We start from the raw sequence: 23,575 nt of genomic DNA, 5'->3' as shown, positions 1-23,575 counted from the left end.
TATACCGACGAGTGAATAATGCGGTTTGTTGAACGAAATATCAATAAAAAATAACGTTAGTTGGACAATTCTTGACAAAAATGGCCTTGTATACGTCATCGATTGCATCAATAACTACCATGCAACACAATCCTAGGTTAATATGTGATCCCGTTAACAGAATGTCAGCACGGTCGAGGCTGACTTGGTCCTAATCAGACAGGAGTTGTTCATGTCAAAGCAGCAGATTGGTGTTGTCGGAATGGCAGTCATGGGGCGTAACCTTGCGCTCAACATTGAAAGCCGTGGTTACTCAGTGTCTATCTTTAATCGTTCTAAAGATAAAACAGATGAAGTGATTGCCGAAAATCCAGGGAAAAAATTAGTTCCCAACTATACAATTGAAGAGTTTGTTGACTCTCTGGAAAAACCTCGCCGCATCTTGTTGATGGTAAAAGCGGGTGAAGCAACGGACAAAACAATTGCCTCGCTGACTCCTCATCTGGACAAAGGGGATATCTTAATTGACGGTGGTAATACCTTATTTACTGACACTATCCGTCGTAATCGTGAATTATCTGAGCAAGGTTTTAATTTCATCGGTACTGGTGTTTCAGGTGGTGAAGAAGGCGCATTAAAAGGTCCTTCAATTATGCCTGGTGGTCAGAAAGAAGCTTATGAGTTAGTTTCACCAATCTTAAAAGAAATTGCAGCACAAGCAGAAGGTGAACCTTGTGTGACCTATATTGGTGCAGATGGTGCGGGCCACTATGTTAAAATGGTTCACAACGGTATTGAATACGGTGATATGCAATTAATCGCAGAAGCCTATTCATTATTAAAAGGTTCATTGAACCTGAGCAACGAAGAATTAGCTGGCATCTTTGCTGAGTGGAACAAAGGTGAACTGAGTAGCTATTTAATTGAAATCACAGCAGATATCTTCAAGAAAAAAGATGAAGATGGTAAATATCTGGTTGACGTGATTCTTGATGAAGCGGCTAATAAAGGTACCGGTAAATGGACTAGCCAGAGTGCGCTGGATTTAGGTATCCCTCTGACGTTAATTACTGAATCTGTATTTGCACGTTATATTTCTTTCTTAAAAGATCAGCGTGTTGCAGCTTCTAAAGTATTAACAGGTCCAGTACTGAAAGCGGTTGAAGGCGATAAAAAAGAGTTTATTGAAAAAGTTCGCCGCGCACTGTATTTAGGTAAAATTGTGTCTTATGCACAAGGCTTCCAACAGCTGAAAGCGGCATCAGAAGAATATAATTGGGATTTAAACTACGGTGAAATCGCAAAAATATTCCGTGCAGGCTGTATCATTCGTGCGCAGTTCCTACAAAAAATCACTGATGCGTATAACCAAGATGCAAAAATTGCCAACTTGTTGTTAGCGCCATACTTTAAACAAATTGCTGACGAATACCAGCAAGCACTGCGTGATGTGGTGTGCTATGGTGTACAAAATGGTATCCCAACACCAACATTCTCAGCTGCTATTTCTTATTATGATAGCTACCGTTCAGCGGTATTGCCTGCAAACTTAATCCAAGCGCAGCGCGACTACTTCGGTGCTCACACTTATAAGCGTACTGATAAAGACGGCGTTTTCCATACTGAATGGATGGAATAATCCGTCATCATTGATTGTTGATGACATGAAAGGCGCTAAGTTTAGCGCCTTTTTTGACTTTTAAGCACCGTAAAATGTTGAATTTATAATTATGAGTATTTTCTAAATTACATTTTATCGAGTCTAGGCATGGTTTATGCGTAATTTTCTTATCTTATTACTTTTATTAGTCTTACTTGGTCCATTAGGGATTGATTTATATTTACCAACAATACCTGATATTGCGAAGGAGTTAGGTAGCAGTGAGTCGGTGATCCAGTCAACGATAGCATTGTTCATTCTTGTTCTGGGGTTAGGGCAATTGATTTCGGGCCCATTAGTCGATAGATATGGGCGAAAACCTGTCGCGATTGCGGGTATGCTGTTGTACATCATTGGTGCAGGTGTTGCTATTGTAGCAACAGCACCTACGGTATTTATTGCATCACGTTTATTGCAAGGTGTTGCGGTTTGTTGTACTTCGGTAGTGGCATTTAGTTGTGTACGTGACCGAATGAATGGTACGGAAGCCGCTCGCGCTTTTGGTTTCTTAAATGGGACATTAAATATTGTTCCAGCATTAGCTCCACTACTCGGAGGTTTGCTGGCAGAGGCATGGGGCTGGCGGGCACCGTTCTGGTTTCTTGCTTTGTATGCGTTGGTTATATTAGTGCTAACTGTTGCTTTTTTACCGGAAACACGGCCAGCTAATTTACCTAAAGCAAAGATTATTCCGCTGAAAACCTATTGGCGAATTTTAGGAAATTATCAATTTATTATTTTTGCCTTAGTGAACGCAGGCACGATGGGTATGGCATTAACTTATGTGTCACTTGCACCAACTGTACTGATGGGGGATGCGCAGTTATCTCCGCTAGCGTTTTCTATTGTATTCGGTATTAATGGTTTTTGGATCATGTTTGCCAGTTATATCGCTAATTACTTTATTCATAAAATAGGGCGACCAACCTGTTTATTAGTGGGTAGTTTAATGATGGCACTTGGTTGCTTAGGATTATTGCTAGGTTTTGTCGTATTGCCGGTAGAAATACAAAGCCATTGGTTAGTCTATATGTTACCTGTCGCCTGTGCTTGTACAGGGCTGGCCTTTATGATGGGAACGGCAACTAGTTATGCTTTAGAACCTTTTGGTCAGGAAGCAGGAACCGCTTCTGCGTTAGTTGGTTTTGTACAAATGGCCGGAGGGGCAGCTCTTGGGCTTTGTGCAATCGGTTTGCCCATTGTCCCAAAATTATCCTTAGCAATAGTGATGTTAGTCGGTTGTCTGTTTGGGCTAATAGCAAGAAAAACGAGTTTATCATTTGCTAGCCATTCACTGACTAAGGCGGGTTAAAAACTATTTTTATTGATACATCAAGATGTCACTGGTTGTTGGATATAACCAGTGACAGGATTGGATTATTTATTCAACAATAGTGCCATTAATCGTAGTGAGAAACCGATTCTCTTTAATTTCAATAGGTCTTGAATGAACCATTTTATTATTAATATACAGCTTAGTCTCAATTGGGATTAAACCGTGTTCAATATTAATATGGAATTTATTCATCATATCTTTATTGCCACGGAAGTTATTAAGCTGATATTGTTTTTTGTTCCCGTCGTTAAAAATCACCTCTAGGTAGGGGGAATCAGTATTAACTCGCGCATCATTTTGATAAACCATGCCATAAGAACCAAATGAAGGGGGATAAATATAGCTATCAATGGTTCCTTCAGGATCATAGAAGCCCATTAAAGTGACAACCTCTACACCCTGTTTTCTGGCTTTTTTATGAATAGCAGATTCTGGTTCCGAAATTCGTTTCCAACTGACCCCATCTGAACGATAGCAAAATAAATCATTTTTGGTGATTGTCTCCACCTTATTATTGACATGTATTTTGCTATTCCATTGTGCATATGACTTTATCTTGATAATGCTATTTTTATTATGCTCGGATGCTGCTGGGAGACTAATATTCGGTGCATAATAGCCATTTCCTTGGCAAAGATAGACTAAGTTACTTTTTTTTAACAGTTCATTTATGCGATCAGTTGTAATATCAGAACCATTTTTTGGGGAAAAATTAATGATATTGAAATTGGAAAGATCTAATTTAGCGTCAACCAATTTTTTTATATTCGGATCCCATTTTTTATATCCCGTCGATGATTCTGAGCTAAAAGTATAATTGCTTTCTAATTTTTTTTGGATAGCAACAAGGGAATTTGGTGTGTATGCGGTATAGGCATTGTATTTGGGATTGTAAGCTTCCCCACCACTCATTGCGTCATGGTTTAATGAACCATCTTGATAGGTATTTGGAATAAAATAGTTATTATAAGGATCCCATAGCCATGTTGAATTCTTTTTATCGGCAGTTGCATGTGTTCCTCCTTCTGTGCCCCCATAGTAATCACTTAGGCCAAAGTTATGGCCAAATTCATGACTAAGCTCATTACTATCGGTTCTATTTAACGTTGCTTTTCCACCGCCGCCTGACCAGCCATGAATAACCCTCCCATTCTCATATACCCCAACAGAATTATAGGCAGTTATTTGGCTCGTAGGATTAAATGACTCAGCATCAGAAGCTGAACTGTTTACACCATAATTTGCTAGATTAATGCCATCGGCATAAAAACGTTTGGTTATCGACTCCCTCATATTGCCGCTATACGCGCCTCCTTTTCCTGTTGCTTTATCGGTGAAAACTTGGCCATTAGGCATCACTACTTTTGTAAGGTGAATTGGCTCATAGCGAGAAACAATAAAATTTTTAACGGGAATAGTTTGGTAATATTGCCGATTAAGCTCGGGTTTTTCTTGGAAAAGAAGTACATCCCTTGGGGGGGTAAGTAGGCCAATATCTAATGTATTGACCAGTAATTCATTTGGGGCGCCAATATCAATATTTGATAGTGTTCCTTTTTGCTCTTTCAAAACAAACTCTAGCTTTATATCAGGGTGAATATACTCTTCAGAAATTGTCGTTGACCATGTATTTTCAATGTATTCCAAATTACTCGTTGAATCGTCATTCTTTGCGATATAAGGTTCGTTATTAAGATAAATAGGGAACCATTTTTTATGTAAATCATAAATAAAAAGAACACTTTCACCCGTTCCTAGTTTTAAACTTTTATTTCCATAATGAATATGGCTATCATAGTAGGCACTAGAGCTGAAAAGGATTTTTTTATTATGAAGGTCATTATCTGCCATAAGTGTAAAGTCACGAGCCCAGTTCCCGTCACTTGTAGCAATTTTTATTGATTCATTGTTTTTTAATAATTCCAATAAGTTTTTTTTATTTTCAGATGATTCATTAATCGACTTGTTATTATCTAAAGTTAAATCATAGTTTTCTGGTTGTGAATAGTCTAGCGGTGGGATCTCTCTGGTGATAGGTATATTTTCCCAATCCCCATTAGTATCACACTTGAATAAATATAAGTCTCCTTTTTTTAATTCAACACATTTATATTTAGTATGAATAAGAGTCGTCTCATCGGATGTTGAGGTAAATAGGATTTGTTTATATACATGATTAATATTACTTTTTAACATTAAACTATTAGTCGTATCATAATCAACCTTGGTTATTTTTATTGTTGAATGTTCATTCAAGATATCATTCATAAAGTTTGCATCAATTTCGCTAACATCGATATCTGGCAGACCTTCAATTTCAGAATCGAAAAATGGAGGCAAATTACGTGCTGAAATATCAGGTGATTTCCAGTATTCGATTAGATTGACATTTTCTTCAGTGAGCCAACGTCCATTATTGTCACAAATAAATTGAATCGTGAGACCTTTTGGTAATGTGACTGTTTCATTTCCATAGCTAATATTAATGTCTTTTTTATGAATGTTTTCTAAAACTATAGTTTTTCCTTTATATCTCATATCATTATTTAGTGTGAATGTTTCCTTCATATATTTATGATTAAATGTTAAGTGTATTATTTTATTTTTTAAAATTAAATAATGTAAAGCTTTTTGGTTGGAAACTATAACATTTAAATGATTTTCATTTTCAATGAAAATATCAAATCTTTTAGGTGGTTTGAAATGGTGAGGCAATAAATTTGTCTCTATGGTACTGTTGTCTACAATCTTAGGTAATTTGGTAGGAGGGCTTAGGTTTTCACTAGTTACCAATTTATTATTTTCATCATAAATATTTAATTTAATGTTTTCATTTTGTTGAATTGATGATTGAGGTTTAAACATGACTAAAGTTTTTCGACCGGATACCAATTTAGGTTGTATATCTCCTTCAATTCGATTCACAGCAGGAATGATTGAGTTTTGAGCGAAATAAACGCTTCCCTTTAATTCACCACTCGTGTCACTAATTTCTTTATGTGTTAAAGGGTTAATAAACTTATTTTTATTAAAGTAAATAGCCTTATCCGGTTTTATTCCATTACTGCTTTTTTCGTCGTTTCTATCTAAGTTAATAAGTGGATTACTTGTTTTATCTGCATGGAGAATCATTTCCAAGTTTGATTCGTTATTTTCATTATTTAATATATGAAATATTTCATAAATGTTATTGACTAAGTTTGTTGAATAATGGGAAGTTAATGAATTATAAGTGTTTTGATTAATAATATTTTGAATTATTGGTTTTTTTACTATCATTTTGTATCTTTCTTCTATTTAACAGTATGCTGAAATTATTTTTATTTAATTTATAATAAAATATATTAATTGTGTGCTTTTTTATTTTAAAGTTAGTCTTAAATACTATTCGGTTGTTTTCTATTATTTGATAATTAATTATATGGAAATTATTTTCTATGATATTATTTGCACAAGTAATTTAAATAATAACAGGTTTGTTAGGATGAATAACATGTTGAATCCATTATTAAAACAACCTCGAGTGGCTAAAGGTGGTGTATTTTGAACGCGAATGCATCACCATAGAATGCGTTCTATGGTAAATATAAACGAATTAAAAGGTTTAGTGCCATGAATCAAAAACATTGGTCAAAATACGAACTACTTCATGAGGTCGTACAAAATCCCAATATCCATATTAAAGGTCAGCATAGTTATTACAGCGACTGTTGGGATAACGGGTTTGAGCAGTCAGTTGTGCGCTATTTACAAGGTGACGAACAAAGCCGAGATTGGCAGCTAGCATGGGATGTTGATCAACTTTATATCGGTGATTATGTCTGTATTGGTAGCGAAGCGGTGATATTAATGGGAGGGAACCATACTCACCGAATGGATTGGTTTTGCTTATATCCTTTTCTTGAATATATTGAAGAAGCTTATGTAGGAAAAGGCGACACAGTGATTGGCGACGGAGCTTGGGTTGGCATGCGTGCCTTTATCATGCCCGGAGTTAAAATAGGTGAAGGAGCTGTAATTGCTGCTAATAGTGTAGTGATCAAAGATGTCGAGCCTTATTCTATTGTTGGGGGGAACCCTGCAAAGCCGATTAACTATCGCTTTTCACACGACGTCATTACTGAACTATTAGCATTGAAAATCTATGATTGGCCGGAGGAAAAATTTACCGCATTAAAGCGGTTTATTTGTGGTTCCGATTTTGTGGCATTAAAAAATGCCAGCCAGAAATATGACCAGCGATTGATTAGCTAGCTTTTCTTATTAAGGTTAAGGGGGATTCTGTGGAATCTCCCTTTTTACATATAACTAATTTTCTTCTGTGCGAATAAATTCAACTAAACTAGGCGCTGCTATTCTTTGATAATCTTCTGTATTTAAAATAATAGAGCGTTCTAATGTACCAGCATTAAAGGCGAGTTCCTCAAAACGTTCAAAAAGTAGCGGGTCAGCAATTAATTTTAAATTGGGATGAAAGCTAAAGGGGGGAATAGCCCCAAATACGCATTGAGTGAGCTCATCGACTTCTTTTGGGCTTGCTAAAGATGCACGAGTCCCGCCAATTGCTGTGGCAATTTTACTCAAATCAGCTTGTTTATCGGCAGGTAAAATTGCCAGTACGTGTTGGCGTATACCATTTCCTTTGACATGGCATACTAATCCTTTTGCCCCTTGCCCAAGTTGCGTGCCACGTATTTTTGCCACTTCTTCTGATTTCCCCGCAGTGGAATGTTCCATCACACGATATTTGGCATTGTTTTTATCAAGTAATTGTGTGAGTTGCATAAAAATAGAATTTTCAGACACTGTTTTTTTCCCTTTAAAACCACATCAATAACAGGGAATGATAACAAGTTTGGAAGTAGATACAACCTTGGGGCCGAAGGCTGCTAAAGCGTTAAAATAGGTGAAATATTAAAAAATAAGTATCAGATGTATTTTGTGTCTGTTATTACTAATATTCTTGGGTATTTATTCAGTCACGAGCAAATTGAACACATCTTGCATCTATGATAAAGCTGCCAGTGAGACTGGCAGCCTGTTGTTTACTGATGACGCTCTTTTAACCGTTTGATTATTGTGCTTAAATCCAGCTCTTGGTCTTGTAGTAAGACTAATAAGTGGTACATCAAATCAGCGGCTTCATTGGTCAATTCTGCGCGGTCATTCACGGTGGCTGCCAATGCAGTTTCAACACCTTCTTCACCGACTTTTTGCGCAATGCGTTTAGTCCCGCTAGCGTATAAACGTGCGGTATAGGAGCTTTCAGGAGAGGCAGTTTTGCGTTCTTTTAGTAACGTTTCTAACTCAAATAAAAAGCCCCAGTCGCTTTGTGCTGGTGCGAAGCAGCTTTGTGTACCGTTATGGCAAGTTGGGCCATCTGGCAGTGCGAGAGCTAGCAGCGTATCACTGTCACAATCTGGGTAAATATCCACTAAATTTAAAAAATTATTAGAGGTTTCGCCTTTCGTCCACAAACGTTGTTTTGTGCGAGAGAAAAAGGTGACTTTACGGCTATCTAAAGTGACTTGTAATGCTTCTGGGTTCATATACCCAAGCATTAGCACATCACCTGAAACAGCGTGTTGCACGATAACAGGCATTAGGTTATCGACTTTTTGCCATGCTAGCTGGCTAGATTGTTCTGTGGTTAACATACTCTAATTTGAACTCCATTTTCGGCTAGGTATTGTTTTAAGTCACCGATATTAATAATTTGTTTATGAAATACAGAAGCGGCTAAAGCACCATCAACGCCTGCGTCAGTGAAGGCATCAAGGAAATGTACTTTTTCGCCTGCACCACCTGAGGCAATCAATGGCACTTGGCATACTTCGCGAACTTTTTTTAGTTGCTGTAGGTCATACCCTTGACGAACACCATCTTGGTTCATCATATTTAACACAATTTCACCCGCGCCACGTTGTTGAACTTCTTTTACCCAATCAAGGGTTTTCCACGTAGTTTGTGTGGTACGTTTTTCATCACCGGTAAATTGGTAAACGAGATATTCACCCGTACTTTCATCGAACCAAGTATCAATACCCACAACGATGCATTGTACGCCAAAACGCTCCGCTAAGCGGCTGATTAATGTAGGGTCGGATAATGCTGGGGAGTTAATGGAAATTTTGTCAGCGCCAAAAGACAGAATTTGTGCAGCATCATCGACACTTTTAATTCCACCTGCAACACAAAAAGGAATATCAATCACTTCAGCGACTTTGGCAACCCAGCTTTTATCTACCACTCGACCATCAGAAGAGGCGGTAATATCATAAAATACCAGTTCGTCTGCACCTTCTTGGGCATAACGCTGTGCTAATGGAACAATATCACCGATAATTTCGTGATTACGAAATTGGACACCTTTAACCACTTGCCCATCACGGACGTCTAAGCAAGGAATTATGCGTTTTGCCAACATTTGATTGCCTCCGCAACGGTGAATTTACCTTCTAATAATGCGCGACCCACAATCACGCCAGCCGCACCAGATGGCGGGATAGCCGCAATATCATCTAAATTGCCAATGCCCCCTGATGCTTGGAAGGCAATGTCGGGGAATTTTTGGCTTACTTCTTGGTATAAATTCACATTAGAACCCGCTAAGGTGCCATCTTTGGAAATATCGGTGCAAAGGACATGTTTTAAGCCATAAGGACGATATATTTCAATGGCTTGTTCTAATGTTAAATTTGAATTTTCTTGCCAGCCGCTAATGGCGATTTCTTTTACGCCTTTGTCATTAATGCGTACATCTAACGCAAGTACAATGGCTTCCCCACCATAGGTTTCAAACCATGTTTTAACCAATTCAGGTTTGGTCACCGCAGTTGAGCCAATGACAACACGAGCCGCTCCGGCTTCCAGTAAGGCCTTAATATCTTCTTCGGTACGAATACCCCCACCAACTTGTACTGGAACATTCACGCCAGCCAATAATTTTTTGAGCAGTGGAATCTGGCGTTTTTGTGGATCTTTGGCGCCCGTTAAATCCACTAAGTGTAGGAGCTTTGCCCCTTCTTTTTCATATTGTTGCAAACGTGGGAGCGGGTCATTGCCATAATCAGTTTGCTTGGCGTAATCCCCTTGGTGCAATCGCACTACGGTGCCATCGATTAAATCTAATGCGGGAATGATCATGGTAATTACATCTCCAAAAAGTTTTGAATCAAGCGTGAACCTGCGGTGCCAGAACGTTCTGGGTGAAATTGGACACCGTAGAAGTTATCGCGATTCACCGCGCTACTAAACGGGTTGCCATACTGAGTTTGTGCGATGGTATTACTGGAAATTGGCATCGAATAACTGTGTACAAAATAGAAATAGGCGTTATCAGGGATATCCCTAAACAAAGGGTTCCCTGCTAGGGCTTTGACTTGGTTCCAGCCGCTATGTGGAACTGGAAGCCCATTGGCATCCATTTTTTGTACAGGGCTATCAATTAACCCCAGTAGTGGCACCGTTGATTGACCTTCTTCACTGAAAGAACCGAGTAATTGCATACCTAAACAGATGCCTAACACGGGTTGAGTCAGTGCTCTAATTAACGGCACTAATTCACGTTCAGTGAGCTTTTCCATGGCCGCGCTAGCCGTACCGACACCCGGTAAAAAGACTTTGTCGGCTTGTAAAATGGTATTGGTATCCCGGCTCACCACAGGGTCATAACCTAGGCGTTTCACCGCATAAGCCACGGAGGCTAAATTTGCACAGCCAGTATCAAGGATGACAACGTTCATCAAAGAACCCCTTTTGAGCTAGGTAACGTATCCCCTTCAACGCGTATTGCTTGGCGCAAGGTACGGCCAAAGACCTTAAATAAACTTTCCGCTTTGTGGTGATCGTTTTTCCCTTTGGTTTTCAGGTGTAATGTACAACCCATAGCATAGGAAAGTGAGCTAAAGAAGTGCTCAATCATTTCAGTGCTTAAGTCACCGACACGTTGGTATTTGAATTCTGCTTTATATTCAAGGTGTGGGCGACCTGAAATATCCAGTGCACAGCGTGCTTGGCATTCGTCCATTGGCAGAACGAAACCAAAACGTGCGATACCGCGTTTATCACCAAGCGCGATTTTCAGTGCTTCACCTAAAGCAAGGCCCGTGTCTTCGACAGTGTGGTGGTCATCAATAAATAAGTCGCCATTGACTTCAATGTTTAACCGGAAACCGCCGTGAGTCGCGATTTGGTCTAACATGTGGTCAAAGAAGCCCACACCCGTGCTAATTTTGCTGCCGCCTTCTTGGTCTAGCCACACTTCGACTTGGATATTAGTTTCTTTTGTCACGCGTTTGACTAGCGCATGGCGGTCGCGTTTGGTTAACTGCGTGGTGATAGCTTCCCAGTCTAGTTCCATTGGGTTATAACGTAACCCTTTAATTCCCATATTTTTAGCGAGTTGAATGTCCGTTTCGCGGTCACCAATCACATAGCTATTTTCACTGTCTAGCACGTTGCTATCTAAATAGCGCTCAACCAACTGAAGTTTAGGTTTACGGCAAGCGCAGTTATCTTCAGGCTTATGTGGGCAAATCAGCACGTCATCAAATTTTATGCCTTGTGATTCAAAAACTTGCATCATTAGGTTGTGTGGTGGTTCAAAGTCAGCGGTCGGAAAGCTATCTGTTCCTAAGCCGTCTTGATTGGTTATCATCACTAAGCGATAATTGGCTTTTTGCAGGGCAAGTAAGCTAGGAATGACTGCTTTTTCAAAGGCGAGTTTACTTAAGCTATCAACTTGGAAGTCAGTTGGCGGCTCGGTAATTAATGTTCCATCACGGTCGATAAATAAAATTTTCTGGCTCATGAGTCATTCCTAATTAGCAAAGTGCGGCAATAGCTTCAATAACACGGGTATTTTCAATTTCTGTCCCGACAGTAATACGCAGGCAATTAATGAGACCCGGCTGTTTGCTTTGGTCACGTAAAATAATGCCTTGATCCCACAGGGCTTTAAAGACTTTACTGCCATCGGTGAAACGCACCAAAATATAGTTAGTTTCACTCGGATAAACATGTTCAACCACAGACAAGTCGCGCAGAGCTTCACTGAGTGCAATACGGTTTTCGGTTACCGTTATTACACGGCTTTTCATTGTTTCAATACCTTGTGGTTCAAGGGCTTGAGCGGCAATCATCGCAACAGGGGTTGATAAAGGATAAGGGGCGATAACCTTTAATAGCACCTCAATCACTTCAGGAGAAGCTAAGGTAAAGCCACAGCGTAAACCGGCTAATGCAAAGGCTTTAGATAAGGTTCTTAAAATCACCAAATTGGGGTATTGTGCAAGCCAGCTTGCCACACTGTATTGCGGGCAGAACTCAATATAAGCTTCATCGACAACGACTAATGCGCGGCCTGCTGCCATATTTAGCACTTCACGCAAATCTTTATTATCGATGATATTGCCCGTTGGGTTATTTGGGCTGCAAATATAAATCAGTTTGGTATTAGATAAATTTTCACGGATCGCGTTAACGTTTAATGCCCAGTCAGGCAACGCCATGATTTTCTTTTGTTCAACGCCAAAGGTTTCTGCACTGACGCTGTACATGCCATAGGTTGGTGGGCAGAACATCACCGCATCTTTACCCGGCTCACAAAATGCGCGGATCAATAATTCGATAGACTCATCGGCCCCACGGCAAACCAGGACTTGTTCTGGTGTGATTTGCGCATAAGCCGCATAGTTATTGATCACGGCAACAGGTTGGCATTCAGGGTAACGGTTCAGGTTACGTTCACTGAATTGATAATCAGGAGCAATAGGATACTCGTTGGCATTGAGCCAAACATCTCCATTTCCCCCTAAGCGGCGTGCCGACATATAAGGGGTCATGGTTTTAACATTTTCACGTGCAAGACTGGCGGCATTAAATGGTTGGCTCATGACTTACTCCTGATTTTGTTTTTTTAGTTCGTTAACGCGTAAGGTAACGGCATTTTTGTGAGCGGTGAGTTGCTCTGCTTGCGCTAAAGTTTCGATGGTGTTGGCTAAGCCTAATAAGCCTTGCTGCGACAGTTTTTGCACCGTCATTCGCTTCATAAAGTCAGCGAGGCCAAGGCTTGAATAGGTTGCAGTATAGCCGTAAGTCGGTAATACGTGATTGGTGCCTGAAGCGTAGTCTCCTGCAGATTCGGGTGACCAGTCTCCGACAAACACGGAGCCTGCGCTAGTGATAGAATCGACTAGGTCATCGGCATTGCGTGTTTGTAAAATCAAGTGCTCTGGTCCATAGCGATTGCTAATTTCGACGCATTGTTCGATCGAATCAGCAATAATGACACGGCTGGCACTTAGTGCTTCTCTGGCAATTTCGGCACGAGAAAGTTGCGCTAATTGTGTTTCTGTTTCTTCAATCACACGCTGGGCAAAGTTTTCATCGTCAGTTAATAAAATGACTTGTGAATCAGGGCCATGTTCCGCTTGTGATAGTAAATCAGATGCGGTGAACGCTGGATTTGCTCCGCTATCCGCAATCACTAACACTTCAGAAGGCCCCGCAGGCATATCAATGGCGGCTCCATCATGGCTTTGACTCACTTGGCGTTTTGCCTCAGTGACATAGGCATTACCGGGGCCAAATATTTTATCAACCGTAGGAATGCTTTGGGTGCCAAATGCCATTGCTGCAATCGCTTGCGCGCCACCTACTTGGAAAATATCGCTGATGCCGCACAGTTTCGCTGCATACAAAATTTCATCGGCAATAGGTGGGGGAGAACACAAAATGATTTTGCGACAGCCTGCGATATTCGCCGGAGTTCCTAACATCATGACTGTTGATAACAAGGGAGCAGAACCCCCCGGAATATATAAACCGACTGCATCTATTGGGCGTGTGACCTGTTGACATACTACGCCTGCCTGTGTTTCCACTGTAATCGGAGTGGGTTTTTGGGCTTCGTGAAAACGACGAATGTTGCCAATGGCGGTTTTCATTGCTGTTTTGATTTCATCGCCAAGACGAGCCTCTGCCGCGTCAACGGCATTTGCAGGTACTCGCACTGTGTCGATTTCAGTTTTATCGAAACGACGGCTTAGTGCTTGGAGGGCGGTGTCGCCCTCGTTACGGACTTGGTCAATAATTTGGCTCACCGCAGTACTAATGCTGCCAGAGGCCGCAATTGCGGGGCGCATCAGTAAAGCACTTTGTTGCTCTTGATTACAAGCCGACCAGCGAACAGGTTGGTTAAATCCCATTTTCATGGCGGCTTACTCCATCATTTTTTCAATTGGTAATACAAGGATTGAGCTTGCCCCTAATGCCTTGAGTTTTTCCATGGTTTCCCAGAACAAGGTTTCTGAGCTGACCATGTGCATGGCAACGCGGTTGTTGTCACCGGCTAATGGTAAAATAGTTGGGCGTTCAGCACCTGGTAATAAGGCAATGATTTCTTCTAGTGTTTCACTTGGCGCGTGTAACATGATGTATTTAGATTCGCGCGCTTGGATAACACCTTGGATACGGGTCATCATACGGTCGATAAGCTGTTGTTTATCAGCTGACATTTCACCGTCACGTTGAATTAAACATGCTTTCGAACGGTAAATGACTTCCACTTCTTTTAGGCCGTTTGCTTCTAATGTGGCGCCAGTAGAAACAAGGTCACAAATCGCATCCGCAAGCCCAGCACGCGGGGCAACTTCAACCGAACCATTTAACAGACATGATTTAAACTGAATGCCTTTTTGGTCGAAATAGCGTTTTAACAAGTGTGGATAAGAAGTCGCAACACGTGAACCATTCAGGCATTCTGCACCCGTGTAGTTAAAGTCCAATGGCGCCGCTAATGACAAGCGACAGCCACCAAAATCGAGGCGGCGCAGTGTTTTGTATTGTGGGTTTTCGCCTTGCGCGCGGCGGTTTAATAACTCTTCTTCAAGAACGTTTTCACCAATGATCCCTAAATCAACAACGCCATCCATGACCAGTCCTGGAATATCGTCATCACGAACACGAAGTAAATCAATAGGCATATTTTCTGCATAAGCAATCAAACGTTGTTGTTGTAAGTTGATTTTGATGCCGCAGCGAGCCAGTAGTTCTCTTGATTCTTCACTCAGACGACCTGATTTTTGAATTGCAATACGTAAACGTGATTTATCCAACATGACTTTACCCTTATCCCTTTAAAATTTTTTGTTTAGTAACTCTTTGTTCAAGAATAAAAAAACCCTCGGAAGATTATCTTCCGAGGGTTCTCTCAATTTGCATTTCAGCCACCGGAAGATTCGTTGAACGTCTTCCAGCACACATCGCCCGAAAGACTAGTCAGGATGATGGTGATGATGATGGTTGCGTGAAATACGATTCATAATGTCTTCCGTTCTGTTATTTAAGTGAATGACTAAACATTCATTGTGTTAACTAAATACTCATTGGTATTCAACCTATCCGATTTCCCCCTATGAATGCAACCTTTTTTTAAAAAATAACCAATAATAATTAGTTGATGCGCTTTTATAGTGATTAATCTCTCAGAAATTGTGTTCGGAAGTTTTATGGTTTTCAGCTACTCTGTGATTAATTTCAGTCAGTTGGTCGATTGAGGAGTTATCGAATGAAGAAAATCACCATTATTGGATTAGGGTGGGTAGGGTTGCCCCTTGCCCAAGCTTTATTGTCCCAAGGCATTCATGTGGTTGGAACTAAAACAACACCAGATGGTATTGAAGCCGCTCAAGCGGTAGGAATTGAGTGTTATGCATTGAAATTAACCCCTGAACTTGAATGTGATAACGATGATTTAGCGCAATTGATGATGCAAAGCGATGCTATCGTCATCTTGCTTCCCCCTTCTAAAATTAATACCGAATACTATATGGCAGCGATTGAAACACTGGTGAATAGCGCAATAGCATTTCAGGTACCCAAAGTTATTTTCACGTCATCTACTGCGGTTTATGGGGAGCAAAATGGTGAAATGACCGAAGATAGCCCATTGGATGGAGTGACGGATTCAGCTAAAGCTTTAGTGGCGACAGAACAGTGGTTGCATCAATTACCGAACATATCGGTAGATATTCTGCGATTAGCTGGATTAGTCGGGGAAAAACGACATGCAGGGCGTTTTTTAGCAGGTAAAACCGGAGTGAAGGGGGCAAATCAGCCTGTCAATATGGTGCATCAAGACGATGTAATTGACGCCATTTTATTATTGCTCCAGCAGCCACAGGGAGGGCATATTTATAACCTTTGTGCGCCAATTCACCCGACACGAGCTGAATTTTATACTCATGCCGCTCAATCTATTGGTTTAGTTCCACCACAATTTATTGAAGAGGAGAATGCATTAGAGGGGAAAGTCATTAACGGTAATAAAATTTGCCAAGAACTTGAGTTTGAATACCAGTACCCAAACCCAAGTTTGATGAGTATGACCTTGTGATTACTTAATTGGGATCATGACAATTTTTTGGAACGCAGGACGCGTGGTCAGCTGCTGATACCAGCGTTCCAAATTGTTAAATTCAGGGCGTTCAGTCACAATTTCATGCCAAGGGTAAAATAGTGGCGCGATAGCAATGTCTGCGATACCAAATTTATCACCACTGAAATAGGCTTGGTTGGCTAATGTATTATCAGCAATTGTGAGTAATCGATTAATATTGCCATATATAATTTTAGCTTGTTCCGGGTCTCTATCCGCTTCAGGAACACGAACAATTTTGTTCATCATTTGCTTAATGTGGCCGAATAAATTAGCACCACTCCAATCCATCCATTTATCGGCGGCAGCTCTCTCTTGTAAGTCTTGTGCGAGTAATAAGTGAGAATGATCAAATTTTTCCGTAAGGTAACGTAAAATCGTATTTGATTCCCACAGCGCAAAGTCATCATCCTGTAGAGTTGGAATAGTGCTGTTTGGATTCATTTTTATATATTCAGGTGTATCTAGTCCACCAAATGGGCCACCCACATCTTTTTGATTGTAAGCGATATTTAATTCTTCTAAGCACCAAAGTACTTTTTTGACATTGGAAGAGTTGACGCGTCCCCAAACAGTTAACATTGCAGTCTCCTAAATTGATTTTTTGGTATCGGCCATGGTTAAGATAGATTAAATTCACTCTTAGGCAAATGTTTATTTGTTAGCGGTGGCCTCTGTGAAATTAAAGTCTTATATTAGGTCCAGTTATCGAATTTTGTCACGGCGATGGGTTCTCGTTTAGTGACGCTGAGTCAATGACCGTATTTTAAATGTGTAGAATTAAGTGAAGGAATAACCGATGAGTAAGAAAATATTGTCTTTAAAAACCCGCCGAGCAGGTATTGGGTTGAGTCTTTTGGTTGTCGTAAGTACCAGTGCTTATGCGGCGCAGACACCGGTTGCTCCTCAAGTCGATGCAAAAGCATTTGTTCTGATGGATTATAATAGCGGTAAAATTTTAGCTTCTGGGAATCCAGATGAACGCTTAGACCCCGCAAGTTTAACCAAAATTATGACCAGCTATGTGATTGGTCAGGCAGTAAATGCAGGGAAAATTACCCCACAAGACATGGTCACGGTAGGGGAAGATGCATGGGCGACGGGTAATCCTGTTTTGAAAGGCTCTTCTTTGATGTTTTTGAAGCCAAAAGACCGCGTTTCTGTATTAGATTTAAATAAAGGGATTGTGATCCAGTCAGGAAACGATGCCAGTATCGCGCTTGCTGATTATGTTGCTGGTAGCCAAGACTCATTTGTGAGCTTAATGAATCAATACGTGCAAAAGATTGGTTTGAAAAATACTCACTTTAAAACGGTTCATGGTCTCGATTCTGAAGGGCAATACAGCACGGCACGGGATATGGCATTGTTAACCCAAGCGATGATCCGTGATGTACCGGATGAATACGCACTGCACAAGGAAAAGGAATTTACCTTTAATAAAATTCGTCAACCAAACCGTAATCGTTTGTTATGGAACCAAAATTTAAAGGTGGATGGTGTAAAAACTGGGCACACGAGTGGTGCAGGTCATAATCTAGTCGCCTCTGCAACAGAAGGTGATATGCGTTTAATTTCAGTTGTGTTGGGGGCACCAAGTGACCGAGTGCGTTTTTCTGAAAGCGAAAAATTACTGACATGGGGTTTCCGTTTCTTTGAAACTGTCACGCCAATTAAAGCTGATGCCACACTGAAAAAGCAGCGTGTCTGGTTTGGTGATACTTCAGAAGTTGATTTAGGTGTTGCCGATGATGTTTCTATTACTATTCCTAAAGGGCAATTGCAAAACTTAAAAGTGGATATTCAACTCACCAACGATTCACTTGAAGCGCCTCTTGCTAAGAACCAAACAGTGGGAACGATTAACTTTATTCTTAATGATGAAGTTGTCGAACAGCACCCTTTAGTCGCAAAAAATGCGGTTGAAGAAGCGGGGTTCTTTGGGCGTATTTGGGATTATATCATGAAAACCATTAGTGGCTGGTGGAGTGCCATTTTCGGTTAATAATGATTGAGTGAAAATGATGTGAACAAAAAAATGCCTGTTAATACAGGCATTTTTATAGAGATGATAGATAAACAATACTATTCGCAGTGAGCCAATTTAATCGCTAAGCCGCCTTGAGACGTTTCACGATACTTAGCGTTAATATCTTTACCAGTTTCATACATGGTTTCAATGACTTTATCGAGGCAAACACGTGGGTCACTGACGCGACGTAGTGCCATGCGTGCCGCATTCACGGCTTTAACGGAAGCGATGGCGTTACGTTCAATACAAGGTACTTGAACTTGCCCTCCAACAGGGTCACAGGTGAGACCTAAGTTATGCTCCATGGCAATTTCTGCTGCGATACACACTTGCTCAGGGCTACCGCCCATTAATTCGGCGAGTCCCGCGGCGGCCATCGAACAAGCAACACCCACTTCTCCTTGGCAACCCACTTCGGCACCGGAAATTGACGCATTCATTTTATATAATGCGCCAATCACGCCAGAAACTAAAAAGTAACGGGTATAGGAATTTTCATTCACAGGGCGAATAAATTTATCATAATAAGCTAATACCGCAGGAATGATGCCACATGCACCATTAGTTGGTGCCGTGACAACACGACCACCCGCTGCATTTTCTTCGTTAACGGCAAGCGCATACATATTGATCCAATCTATGACGGCCATTGGGTCCATATTGGTGTTATCCGTTGTCACGAGTTGACGGCGTAATGCGGCTGCTCGGCGTGGTACACGTAATGGTCCGGGTAGTAAACCTTCGGTTGTCACTCCCCGTTCAATACCGGATTTCATGACATCCCATACGGACGAGAGATATTGTTGGATTTCTTCTTTACTACGTAATGCTAATTCATTCTGCATCACGAGTGCGGAAAGTGATAAACCTGTGTCTTTACAATGTTTTTGCAGGTCGGCCGCATATTTAAATGGGTAAGGGACTTGCACTGCATTTTCATCAGATTGGCCAAAGTGCTCTTCATCGACGATAAAACCGCCACCGATAGAATAGTAATTTTTGCTGTAAATAACATCATCACCACTGAATGCCGTAATACTCATTCCATTTTCATGGAGTGGTAGGTTGGTAGTATGAAAATTCATGCCACCTTCAGTAGGAAAATCAACTTCATGTTGCCCGTGTGCAAGGGAGAGCCTTTCAGTTTGCTCTACATTACGCATAAAAGCAGGAATAGCGTCAATATCAATGGTGTCTGGTAAGTTACCTGCAAGGCCCATAATAATCGCCATATCCGTTGCATGGCCTTTACCCGTCAAAGAGAGTGAGCCATAGACGTCTACTGAAATTCGTGTCGTGCGAGTGAGTAATTCTTGCTGGATAAGGTCGTCAACAAACTGTTTGCCCGCTTTCATTGGGCCGACAGTATGGGAGCTTGAAGGGCCGATACCAATTTTGAAGATATCAAATACACTAATCATATTCAGTGCTTCCTTTTGTAGAAAGTCATTGAAATTAGGTAGCTTCCATTACTGGTCGCTACCTAGTGGCTTCAATTAGAAGAATAACTTATATGTTGCCGCAGAGATAGCGACCAGACCCATAATTACGATAAATACATTACTGATTTTACCTGAGTATTTACGCATCGCAGGTACTTTGCTAATTGCATACATTGGCATTAAGAACAGTAAGATAGCGATAACTGGGCCACCGAGGCTTTCAATAATATCCAATACACCCGGGTTTAATGTTGCCACTAGCCAAGTGGTGACTAACATGAAAATTGCAGTACCGCGGTTTAACTTGCGAACATCAATGGTTTTACCTTTTGCACGGTAAGCACGTTCAACTAAGCCATTGAAACCTTCACGAGCACCTAAATAGTGGCCGAGGAAAGATTTAATAATTGCGATAAATGCAATGATTGCAGCAGCATATTTGATGAATGGCTGGTCAAAATAGCCAGACAAGTAGTCAAGGATACTAATATTTTGTGCTTTAGCTTGTGCGAGATCCGCTGAAGATAAGGTAAATACACAGCTGATCACGAAGAACATAACGGTCAGCACCATCAAAATGTGCGCGGAGGCAAGGATCCGTGAGCATTTTTGTTCAGCGGCATCACCGTATTCTTCACGTTTTGCCACAGAGAAAGCAGAAATAATTGGTGAGTGGTTAAATGCGAATACCATCACAGGGATTGTCAGCCAAATGGTGACCCAAATACTTTGCCCACCCGTATTTTTTGTTGCCTCAGTGATACCTTCCCAAGTTAAGGTATTTAGTACATCACCAGACCAATGTGGGATCATATACAGTGAGAATGCAACCAGTACGGCGATAAATGGAAACACTAACATACTCATGACTTTGACGATGTATTTTTCACCAAATGCCACAATCGCCATGACTCCGCCGACAAGAATTAAGGCAAGTAACCAGCGTGGTGGTGCCCCAACGCCCAATAATTCGGTTAAGAATTTATTGACGTTATTGGTGATGGAAACACCATAAACAAGAAGAATAGGGTAAATAGCAAAGAAGTAGAGTAGGGTGATCCAGTTACCTGCTGTGCGACCAAAGTGTTCCTCGACGACTTCAGTAATATCACCGTCAGGTTTTGAACCAGAGAGAACGAAGCGTGTTAACCCACGGTGAGCAAAAAATGTCATTGGGAAGGCTAATACCAGCATCAGTAAAACAGGTAATAAACCACTCATACCTGCGTTGATTGGCAAAAACAGCACCCCAGCACCGATAGCTGTACCATATAAACCCAGCATCCATACTGTGTCAGTTTTGCGCCAAGCATTACTCGTTACTGTTTGCGAGGCTGTTTTGTCGATGGAACCAACTTTTGTTGCATCCATAATAGTCTCCGAAAATATAAGTCAAAAAAATCATTTAGCGTAACGGCAATTGCGTTACGAACTTTTAATCTTTAGGTACGAACAATTACTCAATAACAATTGTTTTCTTTTGCGTAACAATCTGATTGGAAATAAAACTAAAATTTACGGTAAATTGATTTTCAATCAGTTTTGTATTTTTATCATTTAATTTTAACAGTGGATTTTGAGTGTGTGAATTTATATTTTACCAGAATAAAATGCCGTGATCATTATCTCAAAAGAGAAATATCCCCCAAAATTGCGCAAAATAATCATATTTTATAAAATTGTTAAATAAATTTGTGTTAAGTTTATTTTTGTTAGCAATTAAATACTGAGTAAATAAGTTTTGCTTTGCTGAAATATGAGCAGAATAATATTCTGTTAGAAAAATATTATTATATTAATGATCGAAATATAGCTGGCTAAAATATCATCTATATCAATGTGAATATTGAACTGTACTGTAACGGTAGTACGATTTTTTAGGCTGTGTATTTTTGTATTTATATGAAAAACAACGGGATATTTTTTATTTGCTAATTGGTTTATTGCGTGATTAATTAGTTTAAAAACTGGAGAGAATAGAACTATACATTAATTATTTTACGTTTTTCTCAGACCTATTTTTGTCACTTTTTTCGCAACGAAAAAAATAATTGAAAAAGGTAACGAAATATTTGTTAATTAATTGTTTTAATAATTTTATTGATAACTTCAAAAAAGTTTTAATGATGAAAGTGAAAATAAACAGAAACTTTGATTTAGCGCAATTTTTATAATGCGAAGAATACTGGCATTAATTAATGCCAGTATTTGAATATACGTTGTTATGGCTGAAACCAGCCTTTACGAATAAGAGGAGCAAAAATAAAGCTATATAGTTGCGTGATAGGTAATTGAATTTTATTCGCACCAAGAGACCAGAGAATTTGAGCTAAGCCGCATGCCACCATTGCAAGTATGAAAGCACCAGCCATATCTAAAGGCCAATGAACACCGAGGTAAATTCGTGACCAGGCAATAACAATGGCAGGGATCATCATTATAAGCCCTACCCAAGTTCTTAGCCAGAAAAGAAATGCGAAAGCGAATGTAAACACAATTGTGCCATGATTACTCGGGAAGGAAGGTGTGGCTTTATGCTCAGAAAAATTGGTGCCAATCCCCATGACAAATGGGCGGTCATGTGGAGCAAAATAACCAATTAACCATGAGATAGTTAAACCAATGACGATAGCAATAGCGGCTTTACAGGCAAAGGCACGTTGGCGAGTCATATTTGGCTGGGCGCCCCAAAACCAACAGGCAACCGTAAAAAGTGGAAATAAGAGGATTAAGCGCTTAGCAATCACGTTAGCTACAGCAATGGTTCCACTTGCGGTCTCGGGTGTGGCATTGATCAAATTGAAAAGATCAAGATTCAGTTGTTCCAGCACAGTTCAGTACCTCGGGCAAATAGTGAGTAAGACAGGGTAGATACATAAAGAGAGGAGGTTAAAGTGTCTTACCTCGCAGGTAAAGTCCCTTTGTCTTATTATTGAAAGCTTTGTGCGACAAATTTACTTGCGGTTTAACTATTACTCAATAATTATTTAGTGCAGTAACAGACATAGAAAAGTAAAAGGAAGAAAAAGTGATGTGGTGGCAAAAAGAGATACAACTTAGCGCAAAAGCAAGAGGATTTCATTTAGTGACAGAAGAAATTTTCAAGCAACTTCCCGAACTTAGCTTAATCAATGTTGGTTTAGCCAATATTTTTATTCAACATACATCGGCATCTTTAACGATAAATGAAAATGCGGATTACACTGTCAGAGAAGACTTCGAAAGTTTTTTTAATCAGGCCGTTCCTGAAAATGAGCCTTATTATAAACATGATTATGAAGGAAGTGATGATATGCCAGCTCACCTAAAAAGCAGTTTATTGGGTGCAAGTTTGACTATTCCGATTACTAAAGGGCGTTTAAACTTGGGGACGTGGCAGGGGATTTATTTATGTGAGCACCGAAATTATGGTGGAAAACGTAGGTTAATCATTACATTACAGGGTGAACTCAGCCGTTAAAAACAAAAAACCCGATAGCAGGAAAACAAAAAGTTGGCTATCGGGCTCCTCAATATGGGGACATCAAAGAAAAGCAGTGGCATTAATTAAGACTCCGTCTAAAAAAGAAAGTTCTCACTTAGATGAAAAAAAGTGCAATATTTTTATTAAATTTGGCTTAAATAGCACAAAAAGAACAAGCAAAGTGTCAGCACCGATAAATAAGTGAACAACTTTGCTTGTTGA

20 protein-coding genes and 1 other annotated feature are annotated in these 23,575 nt (G+C 40.3%); of the genes, 6 read left to right on the top strand and 14 right to left on the bottom strand.

Annotated features, from left to right (window positions below):
- Positions 1-211: 211 nt before the first annotated feature.
- Positions 212-1,618 carry an NADP-dependent phosphogluconate dehydrogenase gene (gene gndA, locus FVA69_RS14985; RefSeq protein WP_164529064.1) on the top strand — a complete coding sequence of 469 codons (1,407 nt, stop codon included), beginning with the start codon at positions 212-214 and terminating at the stop codon, positions 1,616-1,618.
- A 136-nt stretch (positions 1,619-1,754) separates the two neighbouring features.
- Positions 1,755-2,951: a multidrug effflux MFS transporter gene (locus FVA69_RS14980; protein ID WP_164529063.1), complete on the top strand. Its 1,197-nt coding sequence runs from the start codon at positions 1,755-1,757 to the stop codon at positions 2,949-2,951.
- A gap of 69 nt (positions 2,952-3,020) precedes the next feature.
- Here FVA69_RS14980 and FVA69_RS14975 read toward each other — a convergent pair whose 3' ends face one another.
- Positions 3,021-6,254: a M66 family metalloprotease gene (locus FVA69_RS14975; RefSeq protein WP_164529062.1), complete on the bottom strand. Its 3,234-nt coding sequence runs from the start codon at positions 6,252-6,254 to the stop codon at positions 3,021-3,023.
- A 333-nt stretch (positions 6,255-6,587) separates the two neighbouring features.
- On the opposite strand from FVA69_RS14975, the gene FVA69_RS14970 reads away from it, so the two are divergent.
- Positions 6,588-7,229 (top strand): CatB-related O-acetyltransferase, encoded by a 642-nt coding sequence (locus FVA69_RS14970; RefSeq protein ID WP_109911002.1) that lies wholly within the window; start codon positions 6,588-6,590, stop codon positions 7,227-7,229.
- Positions 7,230-7,283: 54 nt separating this feature from the next.
- On the opposite strand, the gene FVA69_RS14965 is transcribed toward FVA69_RS14970, so the two are convergent.
- The 9 genes from FVA69_RS14965 to hisG form a co-directional block, all read right to left on the bottom strand.
- Positions 7,284-7,760, bottom strand: coding sequence for a YbaK/prolyl-tRNA synthetase associated domain-containing protein (locus tag FVA69_RS14965; protein WP_109911324.1), 477 nt, complete (start codon positions 7,758-7,760; stop codon positions 7,284-7,286).
- Between the two features lie 260 nt (positions 7,761-8,020).
- The gene (gene hisIE, locus FVA69_RS14960; RefSeq protein WP_004909325.1) at positions 8,021-8,632 is read right to left on the bottom strand and encodes a bifunctional phosphoribosyl-AMP cyclohydrolase/phosphoribosyl-ATP diphosphatase HisIE; all 612 of its coding nucleotides are present in this window, start codon (positions 8,630-8,632) and stop codon (positions 8,021-8,023) included.
- A complete protein-coding gene (gene hisF, locus FVA69_RS14955; RefSeq protein ID WP_004909328.1) occupies positions 8,626-9,402 on the bottom strand; it encodes an imidazole glycerol phosphate synthase subunit HisF in 777 nt (258 codons plus the stop codon). Before hisF ends, hisIE begins: the two co-directional genes overlap by 7 nt.
- Positions 9,384-10,121 carry a 1-(5-phosphoribosyl)-5-[(5-phosphoribosylamino)methylideneamino]imidazole-4-carboxamide isomerase gene (gene hisA / locus FVA69_RS14950; RefSeq protein ID WP_109911003.1) on the bottom strand — a complete coding sequence of 246 codons (738 nt, stop codon included), beginning with the start codon at positions 10,119-10,121 and terminating at the stop codon, positions 9,384-9,386. Before hisA ends, hisF begins: the two co-directional genes overlap by 19 nt.
- 5 nt (positions 10,122-10,126) lie before the next feature.
- Positions 10,127-10,720 carry an imidazole glycerol phosphate synthase subunit HisH gene (gene hisH / locus FVA69_RS14945; RefSeq protein ID WP_004909333.1) on the bottom strand — a complete coding sequence of 198 codons (594 nt, stop codon included), beginning with the start codon at positions 10,718-10,720 and terminating at the stop codon, positions 10,127-10,129.
- Positions 10,720-11,787 (bottom strand): bifunctional histidinol-phosphatase/imidazoleglycerol-phosphate dehydratase HisB, encoded by a 1,068-nt coding sequence (hisB, locus tag FVA69_RS14940; protein WP_004909334.1) that lies wholly within the window; start codon positions 11,785-11,787, stop codon positions 10,720-10,722. The genes hisH and hisB overlap by 1 nt, the downstream gene beginning before the upstream one ends.
- A 13-nt stretch (positions 11,788-11,800) precedes the next feature.
- Positions 11,801-12,871 carry a histidinol-phosphate transaminase gene (hisC, locus tag FVA69_RS14935; protein WP_004909336.1) on the bottom strand — a complete coding sequence of 357 codons (1,071 nt, stop codon included), beginning with the start codon at positions 12,869-12,871 and terminating at the stop codon, positions 11,801-11,803.
- A gap of 3 nt (positions 12,872-12,874) precedes the next feature.
- On the bottom strand, positions 12,875-14,191 hold the full coding sequence (gene hisD / locus FVA69_RS14930) for a histidinol dehydrogenase (protein WP_109911004.1): 1,317 nt from the start codon (positions 14,189-14,191) through the stop codon (positions 12,875-12,877).
- A 6-nt stretch (positions 14,192-14,197) separates the two neighbouring features.
- Positions 14,198-15,097 (bottom strand): ATP phosphoribosyltransferase, encoded by a 900-nt coding sequence (gene hisG, locus FVA69_RS14925; protein ID WP_109911005.1) that lies wholly within the window; start codon positions 15,095-15,097, stop codon positions 14,198-14,200.
- Between the two features lie 53 nt (positions 15,098-15,150).
- Positions 15,151-15,278, bottom strand: a sequence feature (His leader region).
- A 268-nt stretch (positions 15,279-15,546) separates the two neighbouring features.
- On the opposite strand from hisG, the gene FVA69_RS14920 reads away from it, so the two are divergent.
- Positions 15,547-16,374, top strand: coding sequence for an SDR family oxidoreductase (locus tag FVA69_RS14920; protein ID WP_109911006.1), 828 nt, complete (start codon positions 15,547-15,549; stop codon positions 16,372-16,374).
- Here the strand turns inward: FVA69_RS14920 and FVA69_RS14915 are convergent, their stop codons facing one another.
- Positions 16,375-16,998, bottom strand: coding sequence for a glutathione S-transferase family protein (locus FVA69_RS14915; protein WP_109911007.1), 624 nt, complete (start codon positions 16,996-16,998; stop codon positions 16,375-16,377).
- Between the two features lie 217 nt (positions 16,999-17,215).
- Between FVA69_RS14915 and FVA69_RS14910 the strand changes: the two genes are divergently transcribed.
- Positions 17,216-18,421: a serine hydrolase gene (locus FVA69_RS14910; RefSeq protein WP_109911008.1), complete on the top strand. Its 1,206-nt coding sequence runs from the start codon at positions 17,216-17,218 to the stop codon at positions 18,419-18,421.
- Positions 18,422-18,501: 80 nt separating this feature from the next.
- On the opposite strand, the gene FVA69_RS14905 is transcribed toward FVA69_RS14910, so the two are convergent.
- The 3 genes from FVA69_RS14905 to ybjG form a co-directional block, all read right to left on the bottom strand.
- Positions 18,502-19,869 carry an L-serine ammonia-lyase gene (locus FVA69_RS14905; protein WP_109911009.1) on the bottom strand — a complete coding sequence of 456 codons (1,368 nt, stop codon included), beginning with the start codon at positions 19,867-19,869 and terminating at the stop codon, positions 18,502-18,504.
- A gap of 75 nt (positions 19,870-19,944) precedes the next feature.
- On the bottom strand, positions 19,945-21,261 hold the full coding sequence (locus FVA69_RS14900; RefSeq protein ID WP_004909352.1) for a serine/threonine transporter: 1,317 nt from the start codon (positions 21,259-21,261) through the stop codon (positions 19,945-19,947).
- An 851-nt stretch (positions 21,262-22,112) separates the two neighbouring features.
- Positions 22,113-22,721 carry an undecaprenyl-diphosphate phosphatase gene (ybjG, locus tag FVA69_RS14895; RefSeq protein WP_164529061.1) on the bottom strand — a complete coding sequence of 203 codons (609 nt, stop codon included), beginning with the start codon at positions 22,719-22,721 and terminating at the stop codon, positions 22,113-22,115.
- Positions 22,722-22,921: 200 nt separating this feature from the next.
- Between ybjG and FVA69_RS14890 the strand changes: the two genes are divergently transcribed.
- The gene (locus FVA69_RS14890; protein WP_004909357.1) at positions 22,922-23,350 is read left to right on the top strand and encodes a secondary thiamine-phosphate synthase enzyme YjbQ; all 429 of its coding nucleotides are present in this window, start codon (positions 22,922-22,924) and stop codon (positions 23,348-23,350) included.
- Positions 23,351-23,575 lie beyond the last annotated feature (225 nt).

The organism is Providencia sp. PROV004, assembly GCF_011045615.1.
Classification (GTDB): Bacteria; Pseudomonadota; Gammaproteobacteria; order Enterobacterales; family Enterobacteriaceae; genus Providencia; species Providencia rettgeri.
This window is presented reverse-complemented; position numbering and strand designations above follow the sequence as displayed.